The following is a 16,353-nucleotide window of genomic DNA, read 5'->3' on the forward strand; positions in this document are numbered from 1 at the left end:
TGGACCACACCTCCACGACACCCTCCCGAAACGCCCCCGAACCACTCCCCCGCGACCCCGCCGAGCAGGCTTCCAGGCCCACCGAGCCCCCGGAAGGGCCAACCGGGGCAGTCTCGTCGCCCAACGGGACAGAATTCCTTGTGAAGAACTTCACGAACTTTCTTACGGACGCGTTCCGGAGGGGGTGGTGAGCGCCCCCCTGCACCCGCTCATACGTTATACGGGCTGCTCAGGAGTTTACTACCGGCCGGTAATAAACAGGGTGGATCGGCCGTCGGATCGACCGGGAATGAAGCCGGACCTGTCACATGTTCTGCGCGCATGACGTCCTCGCCGAGCACCCTCACGATGCGCGCCGTCCAGCTCTCCGCCCCCGGCCCCGTGGACAACCTGCGGCCGGTCACGCTCCCTCTCCCGCCCGAACGCGACGGCTGGGTCCGCATCCGCGTCGAGGCGTTCGGCCTCAACCGCTCGGAGCTGAAGCTCCGGCTGGGAGTGAGCGTGGGCGTCAGCTTCCCCCGGGTGCCGGGCATCGAGGCCGCGGGCACGGTCGACGCGGCCCCGCCCGGCAGCGGACTGCTCCCCGGTCAGAAGGTCGTCGCGATGATGGGGGACATGGGCCGCACCTACGACGGCGGCTATGCCGAGTACACGTCGGTGCCGCTGGCCCAGGTCATCCCCGTCGACACCGAGCTGCCCTGGGAGGTGCTGGGCGCCCTGCCGGAGATGGTGCAGACCGCCTACGGCTCGCTCACCGTCGGCCTGGACCTGAAGCCCGGTCAGTCCCTGCTGATCCGCGGCGGCACCTCCTCGGTGGGCCTCGCGGCCGCCGCGCTGGCCCGCTGGCGCGGCGCCACGGTGCTGTCCACCACCCGCCGCCCCGACCGCCTCGCCTCCCTGAAGGAGCGCGGCGTCGACCACCCTCTCCTGGACACCGGCGAAGTCGCCCCCGCCGTACGCGAGTTGTACCCGGGCGGCGTCGACGCCGCCCTCGACCTCGTCGGCACCCCGACCCTGCCCGACACCCTGCGCGCGGTACGCGTCCACGGCACGGCCTGCTTCAGCGGCAGCCTCTCCAACCAGTGGACGGTCCGGGACTTCTCCCCGAACGAGTACCTCCCCCGGGGCGTCCGCCTCGCCGGCTACTTCGGCGACGCCACCGACCTCCCCCGGGAAACCTTCCAAGAGATCCTCGACGCGATCGCCACCGGCCGGCTGTCCTTCCCCGTGGACCGCGTCTACGACGGCCTCGACCAGGTACCGCGGGCCCACGACGACATGGAGCACGACCGGGCGACGGGGAAGCTGGTGGTGCGGGTGCGGCACGGCCGTCCGCCCGCTTAGCCCGCCGCCACCTGGAAGGCGATCCCGTCGAGGATGTCCCACGAACCCGAGCATCCAGGTCGCGTGTACACACATGCGCGTACACTGATGTCATGACCGAGGAGACCGTGACCATAAGGGAAGCCCGCGCCCATCTCGCGGAGCGCATCAACCTGGCCGAGGAAGGCACCCCGACGGTCATCACTCGCAACGGCACTCCGGTGGCGGCCGTGGTACCGATCGCGGACTTCGAAGCCCTGGAAGAGGCGGCCGACGTCATGTTGGCCCGAGAGGCTGAAGCCGTCCTGGCCGAGAACGGCCCCACCGTGACCATGGCCGAACTGCTGGCGGATCTGTTCACCGAGCGCGGTGAAGGCGTCGCGTGAAGTACGCGTTCCGGTTCACCACGGCGGCCCAGCGGCAGCTGAGGGACATCGCCCGGCTCGACGCCATGCGCATCCTGACCGCACTGACCGCTCTCGGCGACGACCCGTACCGTGAGGGTGCCGACGTCAAGAAACTCAGCGGCACATCGGGGCTCTACCGGCTCCGGGTCGGCAACTACCGGGTCGCTTACCAGGTGGACGACGGTGAACTCGTCATCCTCGTCGTCAAGCTGGGCAACCGGCGTGACATCTACCGCAGCCTGTGAGGCACGCGGGTCCTCACGGGCCCGCGTGCCTTGAGCCACCCGACTCCACCGAGGATCGCCACTTTCCGCATCAGCAGGAATCGAGCGCCGCGTGGAAAGCGATCCCGTCCAGGATGTCGTGCTCGCTCACCACGACCTCCTCCGCGCCGATCCGCTCCATGATCGAGAGCAGTACGAGGGCGCCCGCGCCGATGACGTCGACGCGGCCCGGGTGCATCGAGGGGATGGTCGCGCGTTCGGCGTGGGTGGAGTGGAGGAGGGAGTCCGTGATCTCGCGGACGCGGTCGTGGGAGACGCGCGAGTGGTGGATGGCCTCCGTGTCGTAGGCCGGGAGGTTCTGGGCGATCGCCGAGATGGTGGTGACCGAGCCGGCCAGGCCCACCAGGGTGCGGGCCTCGCGGAGCGGGACCGTCTTCTCGGCGAGGTCGAGGGCCGCCTCGATGTCCGCGCGCATCGCCGTGATCTCGTCCGGGGTGGGCGGGTCGGACACCTTGCCGTCGTGCACGAGGTGGCGCTCGGTCAGGCGGACGCAGCCGATGTCCACGGAGCGGGCCGCGCCGACCTGGCCGTCGCCGACGACGAACTCGGTCGAGCCGCCGCCGATGTCGACGACGAGGTAGGGCTTGGCGAGGTCGTCGCGGCCGGTCAACTCCTTGGTGGCGCCGGTGAAGGAGAGTTCCGCCTCCTGGTCGCCGGTGATCACCTCCGGTTCGACGCCGAGGATGTCCATGACCCCGCAGACGAAGTCGTCGCGGTTCGAGGCGTCGCGGGAGGCGGACGTGGCCACGAAGCGCAGGCGCTCGGCGCCGTGCTCCTTGATGATCGCCGCGTAGTCGCGGCAGGCCGCGAAGGTGCGCTCCAGCGCCTCGGGGGCGAGCCGGCCGGTGCGGTCGACGCCCTGTCCGAGCCGGACGATCGTCATCCGCCGGTCCAGGTCCACGAGTTGACCGGTCGCCGGGTCTACGTCGGCGACGAGGAGGCGGATCGAGTTCGTACCGCAGTCGATGGCGGCGACACGGCGGGTCACTGGTCGTCCTCCTTCGTGGCCGTCACGCACGGCCCCTTGGCCCACCACTCCGGCAGCATGGCGAGGGCCTCGTCGCCCAGCGGGTTGACGCCCGGGCCCGCGGCCAGGGAGTGGCCCACCAGGACATGCAGGCACTTCACCCGGTCCGGCATGCCGCCCGCGCTCGGGAAGCCCTCCAGGACCTCGATGGCGTCGCGGCGCGCGATGTAGTCCTCGTGCGCGGCGCGGTACGCGGCGGCCAGCTCGGGGTCGGTCTCCAGCCGGGCCGTCATCTCCTTCATGACGCCGTTCGCCTCCAACGTGCCGATCGCCGAGGCGGCGCGCGGGCACGTCAGGTAGTACGTCGTCGGGAAGGGCGTGCCGTCGGGCAGGCGCGGGGCCGTCTCCACCACGTCCGGCTGTCCGCACGGACAGCGGTGCGCGATCGCGCGCAGGCCGCGCGGCGGACGCCCGAGCTGCTGCTTGAAGGCCTCGACGTCCGCGTCGGTGGGCTCGGTGCGCGGAGTGGACGGCGGGGGCGTTTCCATGCGGGTACGAAAGTCTCTCTGTCAGTTCGCTGTCGCCGGTAGTCGCTGATGGCTACCGGCTGGTTATTGGTCGGAGGCGTCGGACTTGTCCACGCCGTCCCACACGTTCGCGTACCAGGGGCGGTCGGCCGCGCCCAGCTCGGCGCGCGACTGCTTCGCCGCGTCCGGGTCGATCACGATGTAGCCGGTCTCGCCGGGCATCACATAGTGCAGCCGCTGCCGGATCTGCTGTTCCGCGTACGAGTCGTCCTGCCAGCGTGCCTTGAGGTCGCGCAGTTGCTCGACGCGCTGCCGCGCCTGCGCCTGCTGCCGCTGAAGGTCGGAGATCTCGGCGCGCTGGGAGACGTACTGCCTTATCGGGTACGCGAGCGCCACGATCAGCGAGCACAGCACCAGGGCGAGGAGGGCCGCCCGGCCGGTGAGCCGGGAGCGGCGGGCCTGCCGCTTGGTCTGGGAGCGGTAGACCCGGGCCGCCGTCTGCTCGCCGAGCAGCTTCAGCCTGGTCGCGGTGGAGAACCGGTCCCGGTCCTTCACGGCCATCTTCCCCGCCTCCCGTTCACACGCGCGTACGTCCCCGCACACGGTACGGGACCGGTACGGGGACGTACGTACGACTGGCTAAGGATTGACCCTGGTGGGGTCAGCCCTTGAAGCGAGGGAAGGCCGAACGGCCCGCGTACTCCGCCGCGTCGTCGAGGATCTCCTCGATGCGCAGGAGCTGGTTGTACTTGGCGACGCGGTCCGAGCGGGCCGGGGCGCCGGTCTTGATCTGGCCGCAGTTCACCGCGACGGCGAGGTCGGCGATGGTGACGTCCTCGGTCTCGCCGGAGCGGTGGGACATCATGCACTTGAAGCCGTTGCGCTGGGCCATCTCGACGGCGTCCAGGGTCTCGGTCAGCGAGCCGATCTGGTTCACCTTGACGAGCAGGGCGTTGGCGATGCCCTCCTCGATGCCGCGGGCGAGGCGCTCGGGGTTGGTGACGAAGAGGTCGTCGCCGACGATCTGGACCTTCTCGCCCAGCTTGTCGGTGATGACCTTCCAGCCGGCCCAGTCGTCCTCGTACAGCGGGTCCTCGATGGAGACGAGCGGGTACGCGGAGACCAGATCCTCGTAGTACTCGGTCATCTCGGCGGCCGAGCGGGACTTGCCCTCGAACTCGTACTTGCCGTCCTTGTAGAACTCGGAGGCGGCTACATCAAGGGCCAGGGCAATCTGCTCGCCGGGGATGTAACCGGCCTGCTGGATGGCCTCGATGATGAGGTCGAGGGCGGCGCGGTTGGACTCCAGGTTCGGGGCGAAGCCGCCCTCGTCGCCGAGGCCGGTGGACAGGCCCTTGGTCTTCAGCACCTTCTTGAGGGTGTGGTAGACCTCGGCGCCCCAGCGCAGCGCCTCGGAGAAGGACTCCGCGCCGATGGGGGCGATCATGAACTCCTGGATGTCCACGTTCGAGTCGGCGTGCGAGCCGCCGTTCAGGATGTTCATCATCGGAACGGGCAGCAGGTGCGCGTTCGGGCCGCCCAGGTAGCGGAAGAGCGGGAGGTCACTGGCCTCGGACGCGGCGTGGGCGACGGCGAGGGAGACGCCGAGGATGGCGTTGGCGCCGAGCGAGCCCTTGTTGTCGGTGGCGTCCAGGTCGAACATCGCCTGGTCGATCAGGCGCTGCTCGGTGGCGTCGTAGCCGACGAGCTCCGGGCCGATCTGCTCGATGACGGCGAGGACGGCCTTCTCGACACCCTTGCCGCCGTAGCGGTTGGGGTCACCGTCACGCAGCTCGATGGCCTCGAAGGCACCCGTGGAGGCGCCGGACGGAACGGCGGCACGACCCGTGCTGCCGTCGTCGAGGCCGACCTCGACCTCGACCGTGGGGTTGCCTCGGGAGTCCAGGATTTCCCGGGCTACGACGACGTCGATGGACGGCACGAGCATCTCCTTCTTCAATGTGACGCGGCTACGCAGTACCGCGGTGGGCTCTGCGAGACGAGCCTAACCGGCTCCGGGCGATCGGCCAGTCTGTCGACCATCCCTTGAGCAGAACCGAGAGTAAATTGTTTCCGAACGGAACAAAAACCGGCACGGAAGCGGGCGCAAAAAAAGCCCCGCCCCGGTGCGTACGGGGGAACACGCACCGGAGCGGGGAGCCCGTGGGGGACGGGGGCGACCCTCACGAGGTCTCCATGGTGCAGTCCACGGATGTGAGGGCGCTGTGGTTCAGCTGAGTACTACTTAAGGTGGAGCTGCTGACCCGGGTAGATGAAGTCGGCGTCGTCGATGATGTCCTTGTTCAGCTTGAACAGCTTCTGCCAGCCGCCCTTCACCTTGTGCTTCTCGGCGATGGAGCTGAGGGTGTCACCCTTGACGACCTTGTACTCGCCGTCACCCTTCTTGACCTTCTTGCCGGTCGGGGTGGTGACGGTCTTCTTGGCGGCCGGGCGCTCGGCGGAGCGGGAGGCCGTCGTGTCGGAGGTGGAGCGCTCGCTGGTGCTGCTGCTCGACGAGCTGCCGCTGGAGGAGCTGGAGCTGCCGCCGGAGTAGGTGGCGCTCGACAGGCCGGTGCCGCAGACGGGCCAGGCGCCCTTGCCCTGGGAGGCGAGAACCTTCTCCGCCACGGCTATCTGCTGGGACTTGGAGGCCTGGTTCGCGGTGGAGGCGTAGGCGGTGCCGCCGTACGCGGCCCACGTCGAGGCGGAGAACTGGAGACCGCCGTAGTAGCCGTTGCCGGTGTTGATGGACCAGTTGCCGCCGGACTCGCACTGGGCGACCGTGTCCCACTCGGAGGCTGTGGCGGCGGAGGCGTTGCCGGCCGCCATGAGCGGGGCGGCGATGGCGACACCGGTCACGCCGGCGAGCGTGGCGACACGGGTGGCCTTGGACGGACGACGGTGCTTGCCCTTGCCGGAAAACAGCATGGAAGATCCCCTCACCGACGCCTGCGAGGTGAGCTGTCGGGTTCGGGCCGTGTGAGTTGCCCGGCCACGCACCTTGCGGTGCGCGACTTAACCCCAAGCCGGATCCAGCAGCCTCAACTGCCGGGCCCGGCACTTACCTTGGGTCCCCCGCTCCTGCCTACGGCGCTTGACGCGACGACTGTTCCCGGAAGCCGCTGGCAGGACTCGGCGTGTGCGGCAGCCGGGGCTCGTGGTGACGAGCGGCCTTGACCGTAGACAGGGAATCGGCGGAATTTCAAAGACGATCAGGGCTTCTGAGACTCATCCCACACTTTCACCAAAGCGGACATTCGGCGCGAAGTGTGACGTGAACTCCCGCTGTTTTCCTGCTACTTTCCGCCCGTTTCAGTGCTCACGTCCAAGGTCTGACCGGCGGCGATCCGGGTCGGATCGGCGCCTATCACCTTTTTGTTCTCGGCGTACAGCGCGCGCCATCCGCCGTCGAAGTCAAGGGAGTCGGCGATGGACGCGAGGGAGTCGCCGGCGCGGACGGTGTACGTCTTCGCCGTCACACCCTCCTCGGCGCTCGCCCCGCGATGCTTCCCGGTGCTCACCTGGTCGCTGCTTCCCTGATCGGTCGCACCACCGAGCGCGCCGGTGTCGACGAGGCTCCACTTCCCCACCGCCTGCTCCGAGTTGTCCGATTCGTCGAGTTTCGGAGAAGCGGAGGCCGAGTCGTCACTCTTCGAAGGAGTGGTGGACTTGTCGGACTTGGTGGAGTTGTCCGTCGGGGAGGATGAGGGACTGCTCGACGGGTCGGTGGCGGAGGAGTCGGACGAATCCGATGAATCCGATGAATTCGAGCCCGTACTGCCGGAGTCGGACAGGCCGGACGAGTCCGAGGTGCCGGAGGAGTCGGTGGAGTCCGTCTCACTGGCCGACGGCGAGTCGCTCGCGACGCCCGTGTCGACGTTCGTCGAACCCGAGGTCGTGGTGAGGCCGGAGAGCAGGGCGCAGGTGGTCCACGCGGAGGTGCCCTTGGCGTCGAGGATCTTCTCGGCGACGGCTATCTGCTGGGAGCGGCTGGCCAGGTCGGCGCTCGGGGCGTAGGCGAGGCCGCCGTACTTGTCCCAGTCGTCCTGGGTCATCTGGAGCCCGCCGTAATAGCCGTTGCCGCTGTTCTCGCTCCAGGAGCCGCCGCTCTCGCACTCGGCCACCTTGTCCCAGGTGGTGCCGTCGGCGGCGTTCGCGGCGGCGGCGCCGAGCAGGGGGATGGCGATGGCGGAGCCGGTCACCCCGGCCGCGACGAGCAGAGCCGGAGCCTGACGGGGGCGACGGTGACGACCGTTCCCGGAGAGCATGCGGAGGCCTTTCGCGTGACAGCGGGGGGACCGCGCGACGGATGGTGCGGGGCGCCGCGCTGGTACGTGAACGTAGCCGCAGTCGATCACTTGTCACAAGTTAATGCCACGCAGATCACGTGAAGATCACAGAGTTGAAGAAGTGTCATCTTCGGGTTTGGGGGCCCGAATCACCCGTTCCGGGGTGAACTCCACGGGCAGGGTGCGCAGTCCGCGCATGATGAGCCCCCCACGCCAGCGCAAGTCGGCGGGGTCCGCCGCGAGTTGGAGGTCCGGGAGGCGGGTGAGGAGGGTGGCCAGCGCGGTCTGGCCCTCCAGGCGGGCGAGCGGGGCACCGAGGCAGTAGTGGATGCCGTGGCCGTAACCGAGGTGTTGATTGTCACGCCGTCCGAGATCGAGGACGTCGGGATCGGCGAACCGTTCCGGATCGCGGTCCGCGGCGGCCAGGACGACGAGCACGGGATCGCCGGCCGCGATGTGCTGCCCGCCGAGCGTGAGGGGCCCGGTGGCGAAGCGCCAGGTCGCCAGCTCCACCGGGCCGTCGTAGCGCAGGAGTTCCTCCACGCCGGTTTCGAGGAGTCCGTGTTCGCCCGCGGCCAGGGACTTCTCCAGGCGAGTGCGCTGGTCGGGGTGGGTGAGGAGGGCGTAGGTGCCGTTGCCGATGAGATTCACGGTCGTCTCGAAACCGGCGAACAGCAGGATGAAGGCCATCGCCGCGGCCTCGTTCTCGGTGAGGTGCTCGCCGTGGTCGGAGGCGCGGATGAGGCCGGAGATGAGGTCCTCGCCGGGGAGGGGGTCCGGGGTGTCGGGGAGGGCCTCGCGCTTGCGGTGGATGAGGTCGGCGAGATAGCCGCGCATCTTCTTCACGGACCGCGCGACTCCGCCCCTCGGGCCTCCCCCGTGCCGGATCATCATGCCCGCCCAGTCCCTGAAGTCGTCCTGGTCCTCGCGGGGGACGCCGAGCAGGTCGCAGATGGCGTAGATGGGGAGCGGGAACGCGAAGTCGTGGATGAGGTCGGCGGAGCCGCTCCGCGCGAACCTGTCGATGAGATCGTCCGTCAACTCCTGCACCCGGGGCGCGAATTCGGCCACCCGGCGCGGGGTGAACGCCTTGCTGACCAGTCGGCGCAGGCGGGTGTGGTCCGGCGGGTCGATGTTGAGCAGATGCGTCATCAACTCGGCCTTGCGCTCACCCGGGATCCCGGTCTTGCCCTTGGCGTGGGCCGGTTCGTCATGGTGCGCGGGATTCTTGGAGAGCCGCGGCTCGGCGAGGGCCTGCTTGGCGTCGGCGTAACGGGTGACCAGCCAGGCCTCCACGCCGCTGGGGAGCCGCGTCCGGTGCACGGGGGCCTGCTCGCGGAGCCAGGCGTAGGCGGGGTAGGGGTTGGTGGCGAACTCCCAGGTGAAGAGTTCGGGGGCGGGGTGGTCGGGGATGGGGTGCGGCTGGTCTGTCACTCCTTGACGGTATCCGGGGTGGCGGGGTGCTCGGCGAGGGCCTTCAGGGCGGCGGGGTGATCCATGTCGGCGGCTTTGCGGTACCAGAGCTTGGCTTCTTCGGGGTTGCCCTGTTTTTCGAGGAGGAGGGCGAGGCGGTAGGCGGCGTAGGGGTCGCCGGCCGCGTGGCCCTTCTCGTAGTCCTTACGGGCCTCCCGCGGGCGTCCTTCCTCCTCCATGACGACGCCGTGGTGGGCGTTGTCCAAGGGGTAGGTGGCGGTGGACGAGAAATAGTCCGCGACCTCCTTCGAGGTCTGCGGATCTCCCCGCATGTCCGCCAAGAGCGTGACCGCGGGCTCATCACCCGCCTCCACGGCTCGGGTCAACAACACGTGAGCCTTTCCCGGCTCGTTCGCCAGGAGGTGGAGCATTCCGGTACTCCTGGCGGCCTCGGCGTATCCGCTCCGCTCCGCCGCCAGATACCGGTCGCCCGCCCCTTCGAAATCACCGTCGGCGAGCAGTAGGTCCCCCAGCCGGTGCGCCGCCTCCGGATTCCCCAAGTCGGCCGCCGCACCGAACCACTTGGCCGCCCGCTCCCGGAGCAGCGTGCCCAGCAGGGTGGCCGCCTCGTCGTCCCCGGCCTCGGCGGCCGTCTCCAGATAGGGCTCCGCCTGCCTGCTCTCGCCGCGCTCCACGAGCAACCGCCCGACATGCCCGGCGGACTCGGGCCAACCGGTGTCCGCGGCCCGCCGGAACCACGACTCGGCCTCCTCCCACGCCCCGAAGGCCTCGTCGAGCACGCCCAGGCTGTGCATGGCCCGAGCGTCCCCCGCCTCGGCCTCCCTCAGAAACGCCTGCCGAGCCCCGGCGGTCACCTCGAAGTCGTGCGCCGGGTTTCCCGACACCGCCGCCAGCGCGTGTCTCCACACCCAACCGGCGACAGGCGGGAACCCCTCGTCCTGCTCCGCCGTATGCACCAGATACGGCAGCACTTCCCAGACAGGTCGGTCGTCCCGCATACCGCGTGCCAGCATCCGCAGCACCCCGTACCGCCTCCGGCCGGCCCACTCCAAGGCGTCCTCCAGGGACTCCTTCTCCAGCCCCGCGATGCCGTACCCCTCGTGCACGGTCACCAACAGGTCTTGCGGCACCGGTCCCTTGAACCCGCACCGCGCCAGATCCAAGGCGGCCCGCACCAGCGCGTGCGCCCGAGGATGCCTCGCCGCGTTCCGGGCGCGCTGCCAGTCCTTCCAGAGGCGGGGGCCGATGGCGAGGTAGGTGGCGACCCCCGACGTGCCACTCTCGCGGGCGGCCTCGACGAGCCGGGGGTCCGCCATGTCCTTCGCGCGCGCCAGCTCTGCCGCTTCCCAGGTCGCGGGGAGGTCGACGAGCTCCGCCAGGTCCAGCAGGCGTCCATGCGCGGACGTCCCGACGCACTTGTCGTACGCCTCCTCCCGCATCGTGGCCAGTACGACTGCCTCCAGGGCGGTCAGCCGGGCCAGCAACCGGGGCTCCAGACCGCACTCCCCCAGATGGCCGTCGAGATCGTCGAGCCAGACGACACACGGTTCCGCCCCGCCGTGCAGCAAGGCGGGCAGCTTCCGCAGATCCTCGTGCTGGGCAGGCGCGAACACCCGGCGACGGGGGAACACTTCGGCGATTGCCGCCAGGGCGGTACGCGACTTGCCCACGTACGCCTGCCCCTGGACGACCACCAACCCGCTGCGCGAACTCGCCCGCTTCAGAGCCGAGTTGACCGCGGCGTCCTGCTCTCGGCCCACGTACGGCGGCAGCGCGGGCAGGTCCTTGACGCGTCGGGTCGGCCGCACCCCGTGCGTGAGCGGCTCGATGTCCTTCGCCAACGGCCAGTTCACCGGGCCGGGTTGAGCATCACCCGGGGGTGGAGCACCGTAGGTGTTGCGGACGTGCTGAACTCCTACGACCTGTCCGTTGAAGGTGCCGCTGCGAAAGTCGAAGAGGTCTCCGCCAGTGGACTCGGGCAGCGGGGGCGGGCTGATCGATGGGCCGGTGTCGAGAAGAACTCCGGACTCGGGGGGCGCCAGCACAGTCGGGATCAACCACTTGACGAGGGCGCGGAGTTCGCCGGCCGCCGCGATGTCGGACGGCCTTCCGATCCCCTCGCGCAACTGACGATGCCACAGTGCCGGCAGCTCCTGGTCGGATGACCGTCCCCTACCCCATTCGACGGCGCCGAGGTCCTGTGCGTACGCGTCCAGGTCACGTCGTCCGAACCAAGCCATGAAATCGCGCCGGACCGCCTCCCAGACCGCCCGGTCGGGCAGGCCCAGTCCCAGCTCCAGCACTTCGGCCGCCTCGTCGGCCAGCCGGTCCAACTCCCCGTCGTCCACGCGCTCCCCCACACCCGAAACCGTCCCTGCCCCAACGGTACTGAGCCCATGCCCCCGCTTCCGCCCCTGGGCCCAGGATCAGCCCTCCCCTTTCTCCACCCCCCTGATCGCATCCCGATAAGCCCGCCCCGCCGCCCGCAACGCCGCCTCCGGATCCACGCCCTCCGCCTCGGCCCGCACGGCCAGCGCCAGCAGCTCGTACCCGATGCCGTCGATGTCGGTGGTCTTCGGCAGCGGTACCTCAAGTCCCGCCGTACGCACGCGTGATGCCAGTTTCGCGGCGAGGGCCAGGCCGGGCTGGCCCATCGGGACGCCTTCGGTGACCGAGGTGCGCTGTTTCTCTATCGCCTTGGTGCGCAGCCAGTGCTCCTTGACCTCCTCCGGTGTCGACGCCGTCTCGTCGCCGAAGACGTGCGGGTGGCGGTGGATCAGCTTGGTGACGATGCCGCCGGCCACGTCGTCGATGGAGAAGGGGGTATCGGGGTCCTCCTCGGCGATACGGGCGTGGAAGACGACCTGGAGGAGGACGTCGCCCAGCTCCTCGCGCAGTTCGTCGCGGTCGCCCTCCTCGATCGCCTCGACGAGTTCGTACGCCTCCTCGATGCCGTACTTCGCCAGGCCCTGGTGGGTCTGCTGGGAGGACCACGGGCACTCGGCGCGGATGCGGTCCATGACCTGGACGAGGTCGAGGAGGCGGGCGCCCGGCAGGTCGTAGGAGGCGGGGAGCAGTTCCAACTCGGGCATCCGGACGCGGCCGGAGCCGGCGAGGCGGGCCAGGCCGTCGGTCAGCGCCGGTTCGCCCTCGCCCGACGCGATCACGACCACCGTGTGTCCACCGGCGCAGGCGGCGACCAGTTCCTCGGCGGTCGGGGCCGCCTCGTCCACCCGGATCCCGGCCTCGCCCAGATACGGCACCTGCGGATGCGTACCGTCCGCGCACAGCACGCGGTCGGCGGTGCGCAGCGCCTCCCAGGCGGGCCAGGACAGCAGGCCGGGGGCGACGCGGTGGCTGGTGGTGAGCAGGACGATACGGCCGGGGGCGGGTGCGTCCTCAGAGTTGGGGCTGGGGCTGGAGCTGGGTGCGTTCACCCTCCGAACGTAACTCACGGCGCCGACAGCCCCACGAGTTATCCACAGGCCGGCCGTGCGGGTGTGGGCGCCGTACCGTTACGCCGACTGCTGGGTCTGCGTCGCGGTGACCTCGCGGACCCACGGTGTCTTGGCGTCGACCCGGCTGCTCTTCTCCACGTCCCAGGTGCCGTAGCGCGGGTTGAGGTCGACGTGGAGTTCCTTGGACGCCTGCGAGAGGGCCTTCCAGAAGGCGGGCTGCGTGGTGTCGGTGCCCAGTTCGGCGGCGAGTTTGCGGCCCTCGACCTGGAGGCGGAGGTTGTCGTCGAGGCGCTTCGGCGGGACGCCGTACTGGGCGAGCCAGGTCGCCTCCAGCGCCTTGGAGCCGCCCGCCTGCTGGGCGAGGCCGGCTCGCAGGTCCTGGATGTCCTTGCGGGTGACGGTGACCCCGGCGTCCTGCGCGGCGCGGTGCACGACCCGGTCGAAGACCATGCCGTAGAGCGTCTCGCGGGTCAGGCCGCCGGTGGTGGCGATGGCCCGCTCGTACTGCGCCTCGTTCTGTACGGCCCCCCGCTGGGCCGTGCGGACCTCGTCGACCCTGCTCTGCAGTTGCGCGACGGTGATGCGCTGCCCGCCCACGACGGCCGCGGCGCCCGGATGCGCGTCGTTGCCGCAGGCGGTCAGGGCGGGGGCCGCGGCGGCGATCACGGCGGTGAGGACGAGCGCGGTGCGACGGCGGCGGTGCAAGGGAGCCTCCCGTTGGAGATTGTGCGACGGTGCACAAAGTCTTGCGGTGATCGATGTTAGGCAGTGGGTCGGCTGTGGCCAACCCATTCGACCAACGATTCACCGGGACTTCGGGCACCGGCACGCACGCGTGCGGCTCGGCCGGCTCCCCCGGGCTCAGCCCTGCGCGTCCACCGCCCGCTTCACCGCGGCGGCGACACCCGCGCGCAGTCCGTCGCCGGCCGGCACCCAGGCGACGTTGGTGGCGGCCTTGGACGCGCTGCCGTCGCCCACGAGCACGAACCCCAGTTTCGCGTGGCTCCCCGTCGCCTCCCGCGCCGCCGTCACCTCGGGGCCGCCCACCGCGAGGACGATCTCGCAGGAACCCTGAAGCATGGCGTTGAGGAAGGGGCGGGCGCCCGCCGCGCTCTGCTCGCCGACCACGGAGGTGTACGTCACGCGCGCGTGCGTCGTGAGGGAGGCGTCCTGCATGCCCTGCCAGACCGTGGCGGCGGCGGTCTTGCCGGTGATGCCGTGCCGGTCCGTGAGCAGGCAGGCGTCGGTCTCCGTGTAGTGCCGGGCCCGGGTGGCGGGGATCGGCGGGCGGCTGGTGTCGTGCCGGGAGAGGACGATCCCGGTCACGATCAGCGCGAGGGCCACGGCGGCCGCCCCCGCGATCATGGCGAGGGTGCGTCCGCCGAGCGAACGAAGCCCGTTCACCGCGGCGCGTCCCACAGCGGTGAGCCGCCCCTCGCCCTCGGCCCGGACCGGACGTGTCCGCGTGACCTGCCGGACCTGCTTGACCATGTACTGCTACTCCTCCACCCGCTCGACCACCGGGTCGCCCGCCTCATCGGTCACCAGGCCGCCCGTCCGCTCCGTCGCCCGCTCGACCGCGAGGCCCCCGCCGCCGGACCGTGCGCCGATCCACCGCCACTCGCGCCGCCCCGCCGGCCGGGGCCACGCCGCCCACGCGTGCGCGGAGGCACCCGCCATGGACAGCGCGATCAGCAGCAGGTCCGTCCCGAACAGCACACCGTGCGTGTCGTCCGGCGTCAGCGCGAGCTCCGTGATCCAGGCCACCAGGACCGCGCTGAAGCCGGCGAAGACCAGCCAGTCGGCGCGGGTGCGGCGGCGCAGGGCGAGGACGAGGGAGGGGACGGGACACAGCAGCCCCAGGGTGACGAGGGGCAGGACGGCGAAGCCCGCCCGTACGGCGGGCAGCCGTAGCGCCGGTGTGGCGGACACCCTCAACAGCCGCCGCAGCGTCTTCATCGCCCTCACCCCTCGACTCCCGTGAAACAGTCCGTCGGTACTGCCGTGGAACAGTCCCCCGGCAGGCCCCTGTACCGCTCAGCCCGTGATGGCGACGGGCGCGTCCCACGTGTCACGGTCCACGGTGATCGTGTAACCGCCGCGGGTCTCCTTGCTGTTGACCATGTACTGGTGGGCGCGGCTGTGGTTGGTGAACTGGGTGGAGCCCCACGGCCAGTCCGAGGTCGTCGTGTAGACCTTGTCCCACAGCGCGTACCAGAGGTTGCCCGGCAGATCCGTCTTGTCGGTCGCCGTGGCGATCGCCTTGGCGCTGGAGCTGCTGAAGCCGTAGTAGCCGGTGCGGTAGATCTTGACGTGCAGTTCCTTGTCGAAGGCGCGGACATACGTGAGCACGGCGTTGTTGCACGCCGTGTTCGTGATGTCGTACGACTCCATGTCCAGGTAGATCGGGCTGCCGGCCTTCATGCCGAGCGCCGAGGCCTTGGCCACCGCGTCGTCCGCCTCGCTCTTGCCGACGGCCGCGGCGGTGGAGGCGCTGATCTTCACCGAGCCGCCGGAACCGCAGGACGGCTGCGAGCCGACGTAGAGCGGGATGAACTTCCAGCCGACCGTGCTGAGGGACTTGACCCAGGAGGCGGTGAGGTTGGGCTGGCTGCAGCCGCGGTTCTTGCCGCCGATGTAGACGGCGGCGGCGCCGTAGGCCCCGTCGGTGTGCCAGGCCTTCATCGCGGCGAGGGAGGGCGCCGCGCAGGTGTCGAAGGCACGGCCGGTGTAGGTCTTCTGCGCGGGCCATGTCGTGGCCGCCATCGAGTTCGTCGCGAAGATCCCGCCGCCCGCGACGACGGCCGCGCCGGCCACGCCCCACGCGATGTATCTGCGCTTCTTCGACTGCCGATGGTCTGACATCCCCACCCCTGTTCATGACAAGCGGACGTCAACGACGTCCGCCGGAAGTTGCCGAGCCCCGAAGGCCCCCTTGGAGCGGCGCGGATCCGGCGCGGCGGTGCCGTACGGAATCTCGCCGTACGACCTTCTTCCGAACTGTCCGCTTTTCTACGGAAGTGCCGGAACTTTTCCTGCGCGCGCGGGACTTGGGCGCCCTGATCGCATCGCACCGTAACCGACGGCGTCTCGGCGTCCGGGAAACACAGCCTCTTGATAGCCACAAGATTCCCTCATGGCACGGCAAAAACTCCTGCCCCGGGGAACGCGGACCGGCCGAACGCCGTACCCGGGCGCGAGGGCCGGCCACCCGGGATTCCGCATGGCTCCCCCACGCGACGGCCGTTGCCCTAGCCTTGCCCGGACTTTGGGGGTCGACATGGAAAGACGGCTGGAAGCCGGCTGGTGGCAGCGGATCGCCTGGACGGTGCTCGCCGTGGGATCGTTCGGGATGCTGATATGGGTGCCCTTCCTGTACGTGGCGATCCGCCGCCGCCGGGGCTCCGACTGGGGCGCCTTCGCCGCCTTCGCGCTCTACGAGTGCATCAGCCTGCCGTGGGCGATCGTCACCAGCGACGGAGACGGCGACCCCCTGCTGGGCCTGACAGTCGCACTGACCATGCTCGTGGCCGCCGGGCTGCTGCTGTTCGCGCTGTTCGACCGCCCGACCCCGAAGCAGCCGCGCTACGGCGCCATGCCGTTCCCCGCGCAACCGCAACCACACCCGCAGCCTCAGGGAAACCCGTACCTGCGGTAGAGGTGG

The 16,353-nt window shown here is 70.1% G+C and carries 17 protein-coding genes and 1 riboswitch; of the genes, 4 read left to right on the forward strand and 13 right to left on the reverse strand.

What is annotated here, in order from left to right; genetic code table 11:
• Positions 1-321: 321 nt before the first annotated feature.
• The 3 genes from AB0M63_RS14190 (at position 322) to AB0M63_RS14200 (ending at position 1,975) form a co-directional block, all read left to right on the forward strand.
• On the forward strand, positions 322-1,344 hold the full coding sequence (locus AB0M63_RS14190) for a zinc-binding dehydrogenase (protein ID WP_355908415.1): 1,023 nt from the start codon (positions 322-324) through the stop codon (positions 1,342-1,344).
• Positions 1,345-1,436: 92 nt separating this feature from the next.
• Positions 1,437-1,709: a type II toxin-antitoxin system Phd/YefM family antitoxin gene (locus AB0M63_RS14195; protein WP_355908412.1), complete on the forward strand. Its 273-nt coding sequence runs from the start codon at positions 1,437-1,439 to the stop codon at positions 1,707-1,709.
• A complete protein-coding gene (locus AB0M63_RS14200; RefSeq protein ID WP_355908409.1) occupies positions 1,706-1,975 on the forward strand; it encodes a type II toxin-antitoxin system RelE/ParE family toxin in 270 nt (89 codons plus the stop codon). Before AB0M63_RS14195 ends, AB0M63_RS14200 begins: the two co-directional genes overlap by 4 nt.
• Before the next feature lie 70 nt (positions 1,976-2,045).
• On the opposite strand, the gene AB0M63_RS14205 is transcribed toward AB0M63_RS14200, so the two are convergent.
• From AB0M63_RS14205 to AB0M63_RS14265, 13 genes are all read right to left on the reverse strand, one after another.
• Positions 2,046-3,002, reverse strand: a complete 957-nt coding sequence (locus AB0M63_RS14205) for a Ppx/GppA phosphatase family protein (RefSeq protein WP_366019557.1) — start codon at positions 3,000-3,002, stop codon at positions 2,046-2,048.
• The gene (locus tag AB0M63_RS14210; RefSeq protein WP_355908403.1) at positions 2,999-3,529 is read right to left on the reverse strand and encodes a DUF501 domain-containing protein; all 531 of its coding nucleotides are present in this window, start codon (positions 3,527-3,529) and stop codon (positions 2,999-3,001) included. Before AB0M63_RS14210 ends, AB0M63_RS14205 begins: the two co-directional genes overlap by 4 nt.
• 63 nt (positions 3,530-3,592) lie before the next feature.
• Positions 3,593-4,069 (reverse strand): septum formation initiator family protein, encoded by a 477-nt coding sequence (locus tag AB0M63_RS14215; protein WP_355908400.1) that lies wholly within the window; start codon positions 4,067-4,069, stop codon positions 3,593-3,595.
• Between the two features lie 100 nt (positions 4,070-4,169).
• The gene (gene eno / locus AB0M63_RS14220; RefSeq protein ID WP_366019558.1) at positions 4,170-5,456 is read right to left on the reverse strand and encodes a phosphopyruvate hydratase; all 1,287 of its coding nucleotides are present in this window, start codon (positions 5,454-5,456) and stop codon (positions 4,170-4,172) included.
• Between the two features lie 293 nt (positions 5,457-5,749).
• Entirely contained in the window at positions 5,750-6,436 is a 687-nt protein-coding gene (locus AB0M63_RS14225) for a transglycosylase family protein (protein ID WP_366019559.1), read from the reverse strand.
• Between the two features lie 3 nt (positions 6,437-6,439).
• Positions 6,440-6,611: riboswitch (cyclic di-AMP (ydaO/yuaA leader) on the reverse strand.
• A gap of 193 nt (positions 6,612-6,804) precedes the next feature.
• Positions 6,805-7,776 carry a transglycosylase family protein gene (locus AB0M63_RS14230; protein WP_366019560.1) on the reverse strand — a complete coding sequence of 324 codons (972 nt, stop codon included), beginning with the start codon at positions 7,774-7,776 and terminating at the stop codon, positions 6,805-6,807.
• A gap of 126 nt (positions 7,777-7,902) precedes the next feature.
• Complete coding sequence (locus AB0M63_RS14235; RefSeq protein WP_366019561.1) at positions 7,903-9,231, reverse strand: cytochrome P450; 1,329 nt, start codon at positions 9,229-9,231, stop codon at positions 7,903-7,905.
• Entirely contained in the window at positions 9,228-11,591 is a 2,364-nt protein-coding gene (locus AB0M63_RS14240) for a hypothetical protein (RefSeq protein ID WP_366019562.1), read from the reverse strand. The genes AB0M63_RS14235 and AB0M63_RS14240 overlap by 4 nt, the downstream gene beginning before the upstream one ends.
• Before the next feature lie 66 nt (positions 11,592-11,657).
• Positions 11,658-12,668: a nucleoside triphosphate pyrophosphohydrolase gene (locus AB0M63_RS14245; RefSeq protein ID WP_366019563.1), complete on the reverse strand. Its 1,011-nt coding sequence runs from the start codon at positions 12,666-12,668 to the stop codon at positions 11,658-11,660.
• Between the two features lie 78 nt (positions 12,669-12,746).
• Complete coding sequence (locus AB0M63_RS14250) at positions 12,747-13,394, reverse strand: SurA N-terminal domain-containing protein (protein WP_355908379.1); 648 nt, start codon at positions 13,392-13,394, stop codon at positions 12,747-12,749.
• Positions 13,395-13,550: 156 nt separating this feature from the next.
• On the reverse strand, positions 13,551-14,180 hold the full coding sequence (locus tag AB0M63_RS14255) for a hypothetical protein (protein WP_355908376.1): 630 nt from the start codon (positions 14,178-14,180) through the stop codon (positions 13,551-13,553).
• Positions 14,181-14,186: 6 nt separating this feature from the next.
• Positions 14,187-14,648, reverse strand: a complete 462-nt coding sequence (locus tag AB0M63_RS14260) for a hypothetical protein (RefSeq protein WP_366019564.1) — start codon at positions 14,646-14,648, stop codon at positions 14,187-14,189.
• A gap of 78 nt (positions 14,649-14,726) precedes the next feature.
• Positions 14,727-15,554 carry a glycoside hydrolase domain-containing protein gene (locus AB0M63_RS14265; RefSeq protein WP_355908371.1) on the reverse strand — a complete coding sequence of 276 codons (828 nt, stop codon included), beginning with the start codon at positions 15,552-15,554 and terminating at the stop codon, positions 14,727-14,729.
• Between the two features lie 415 nt (positions 15,555-15,969).
• Here AB0M63_RS14265 and AB0M63_RS14270 point away from each other — a divergent pair, with 415 nt between their 5' ends.
• Positions 15,970-16,347, forward strand: a complete 378-nt coding sequence (locus AB0M63_RS14270; RefSeq protein WP_366019566.1) for a hypothetical protein — start codon at positions 15,970-15,972, stop codon at positions 16,345-16,347.
• Positions 16,348-16,353: the final 6 nt, after the last annotated feature.

This window comes from Streptomyces sp. NPDC051576, assembly GCF_040681835.1.
Lineage (GTDB): Bacteria > Actinomycetota > Actinomycetes > Streptomycetales > Streptomycetaceae > Streptomyces.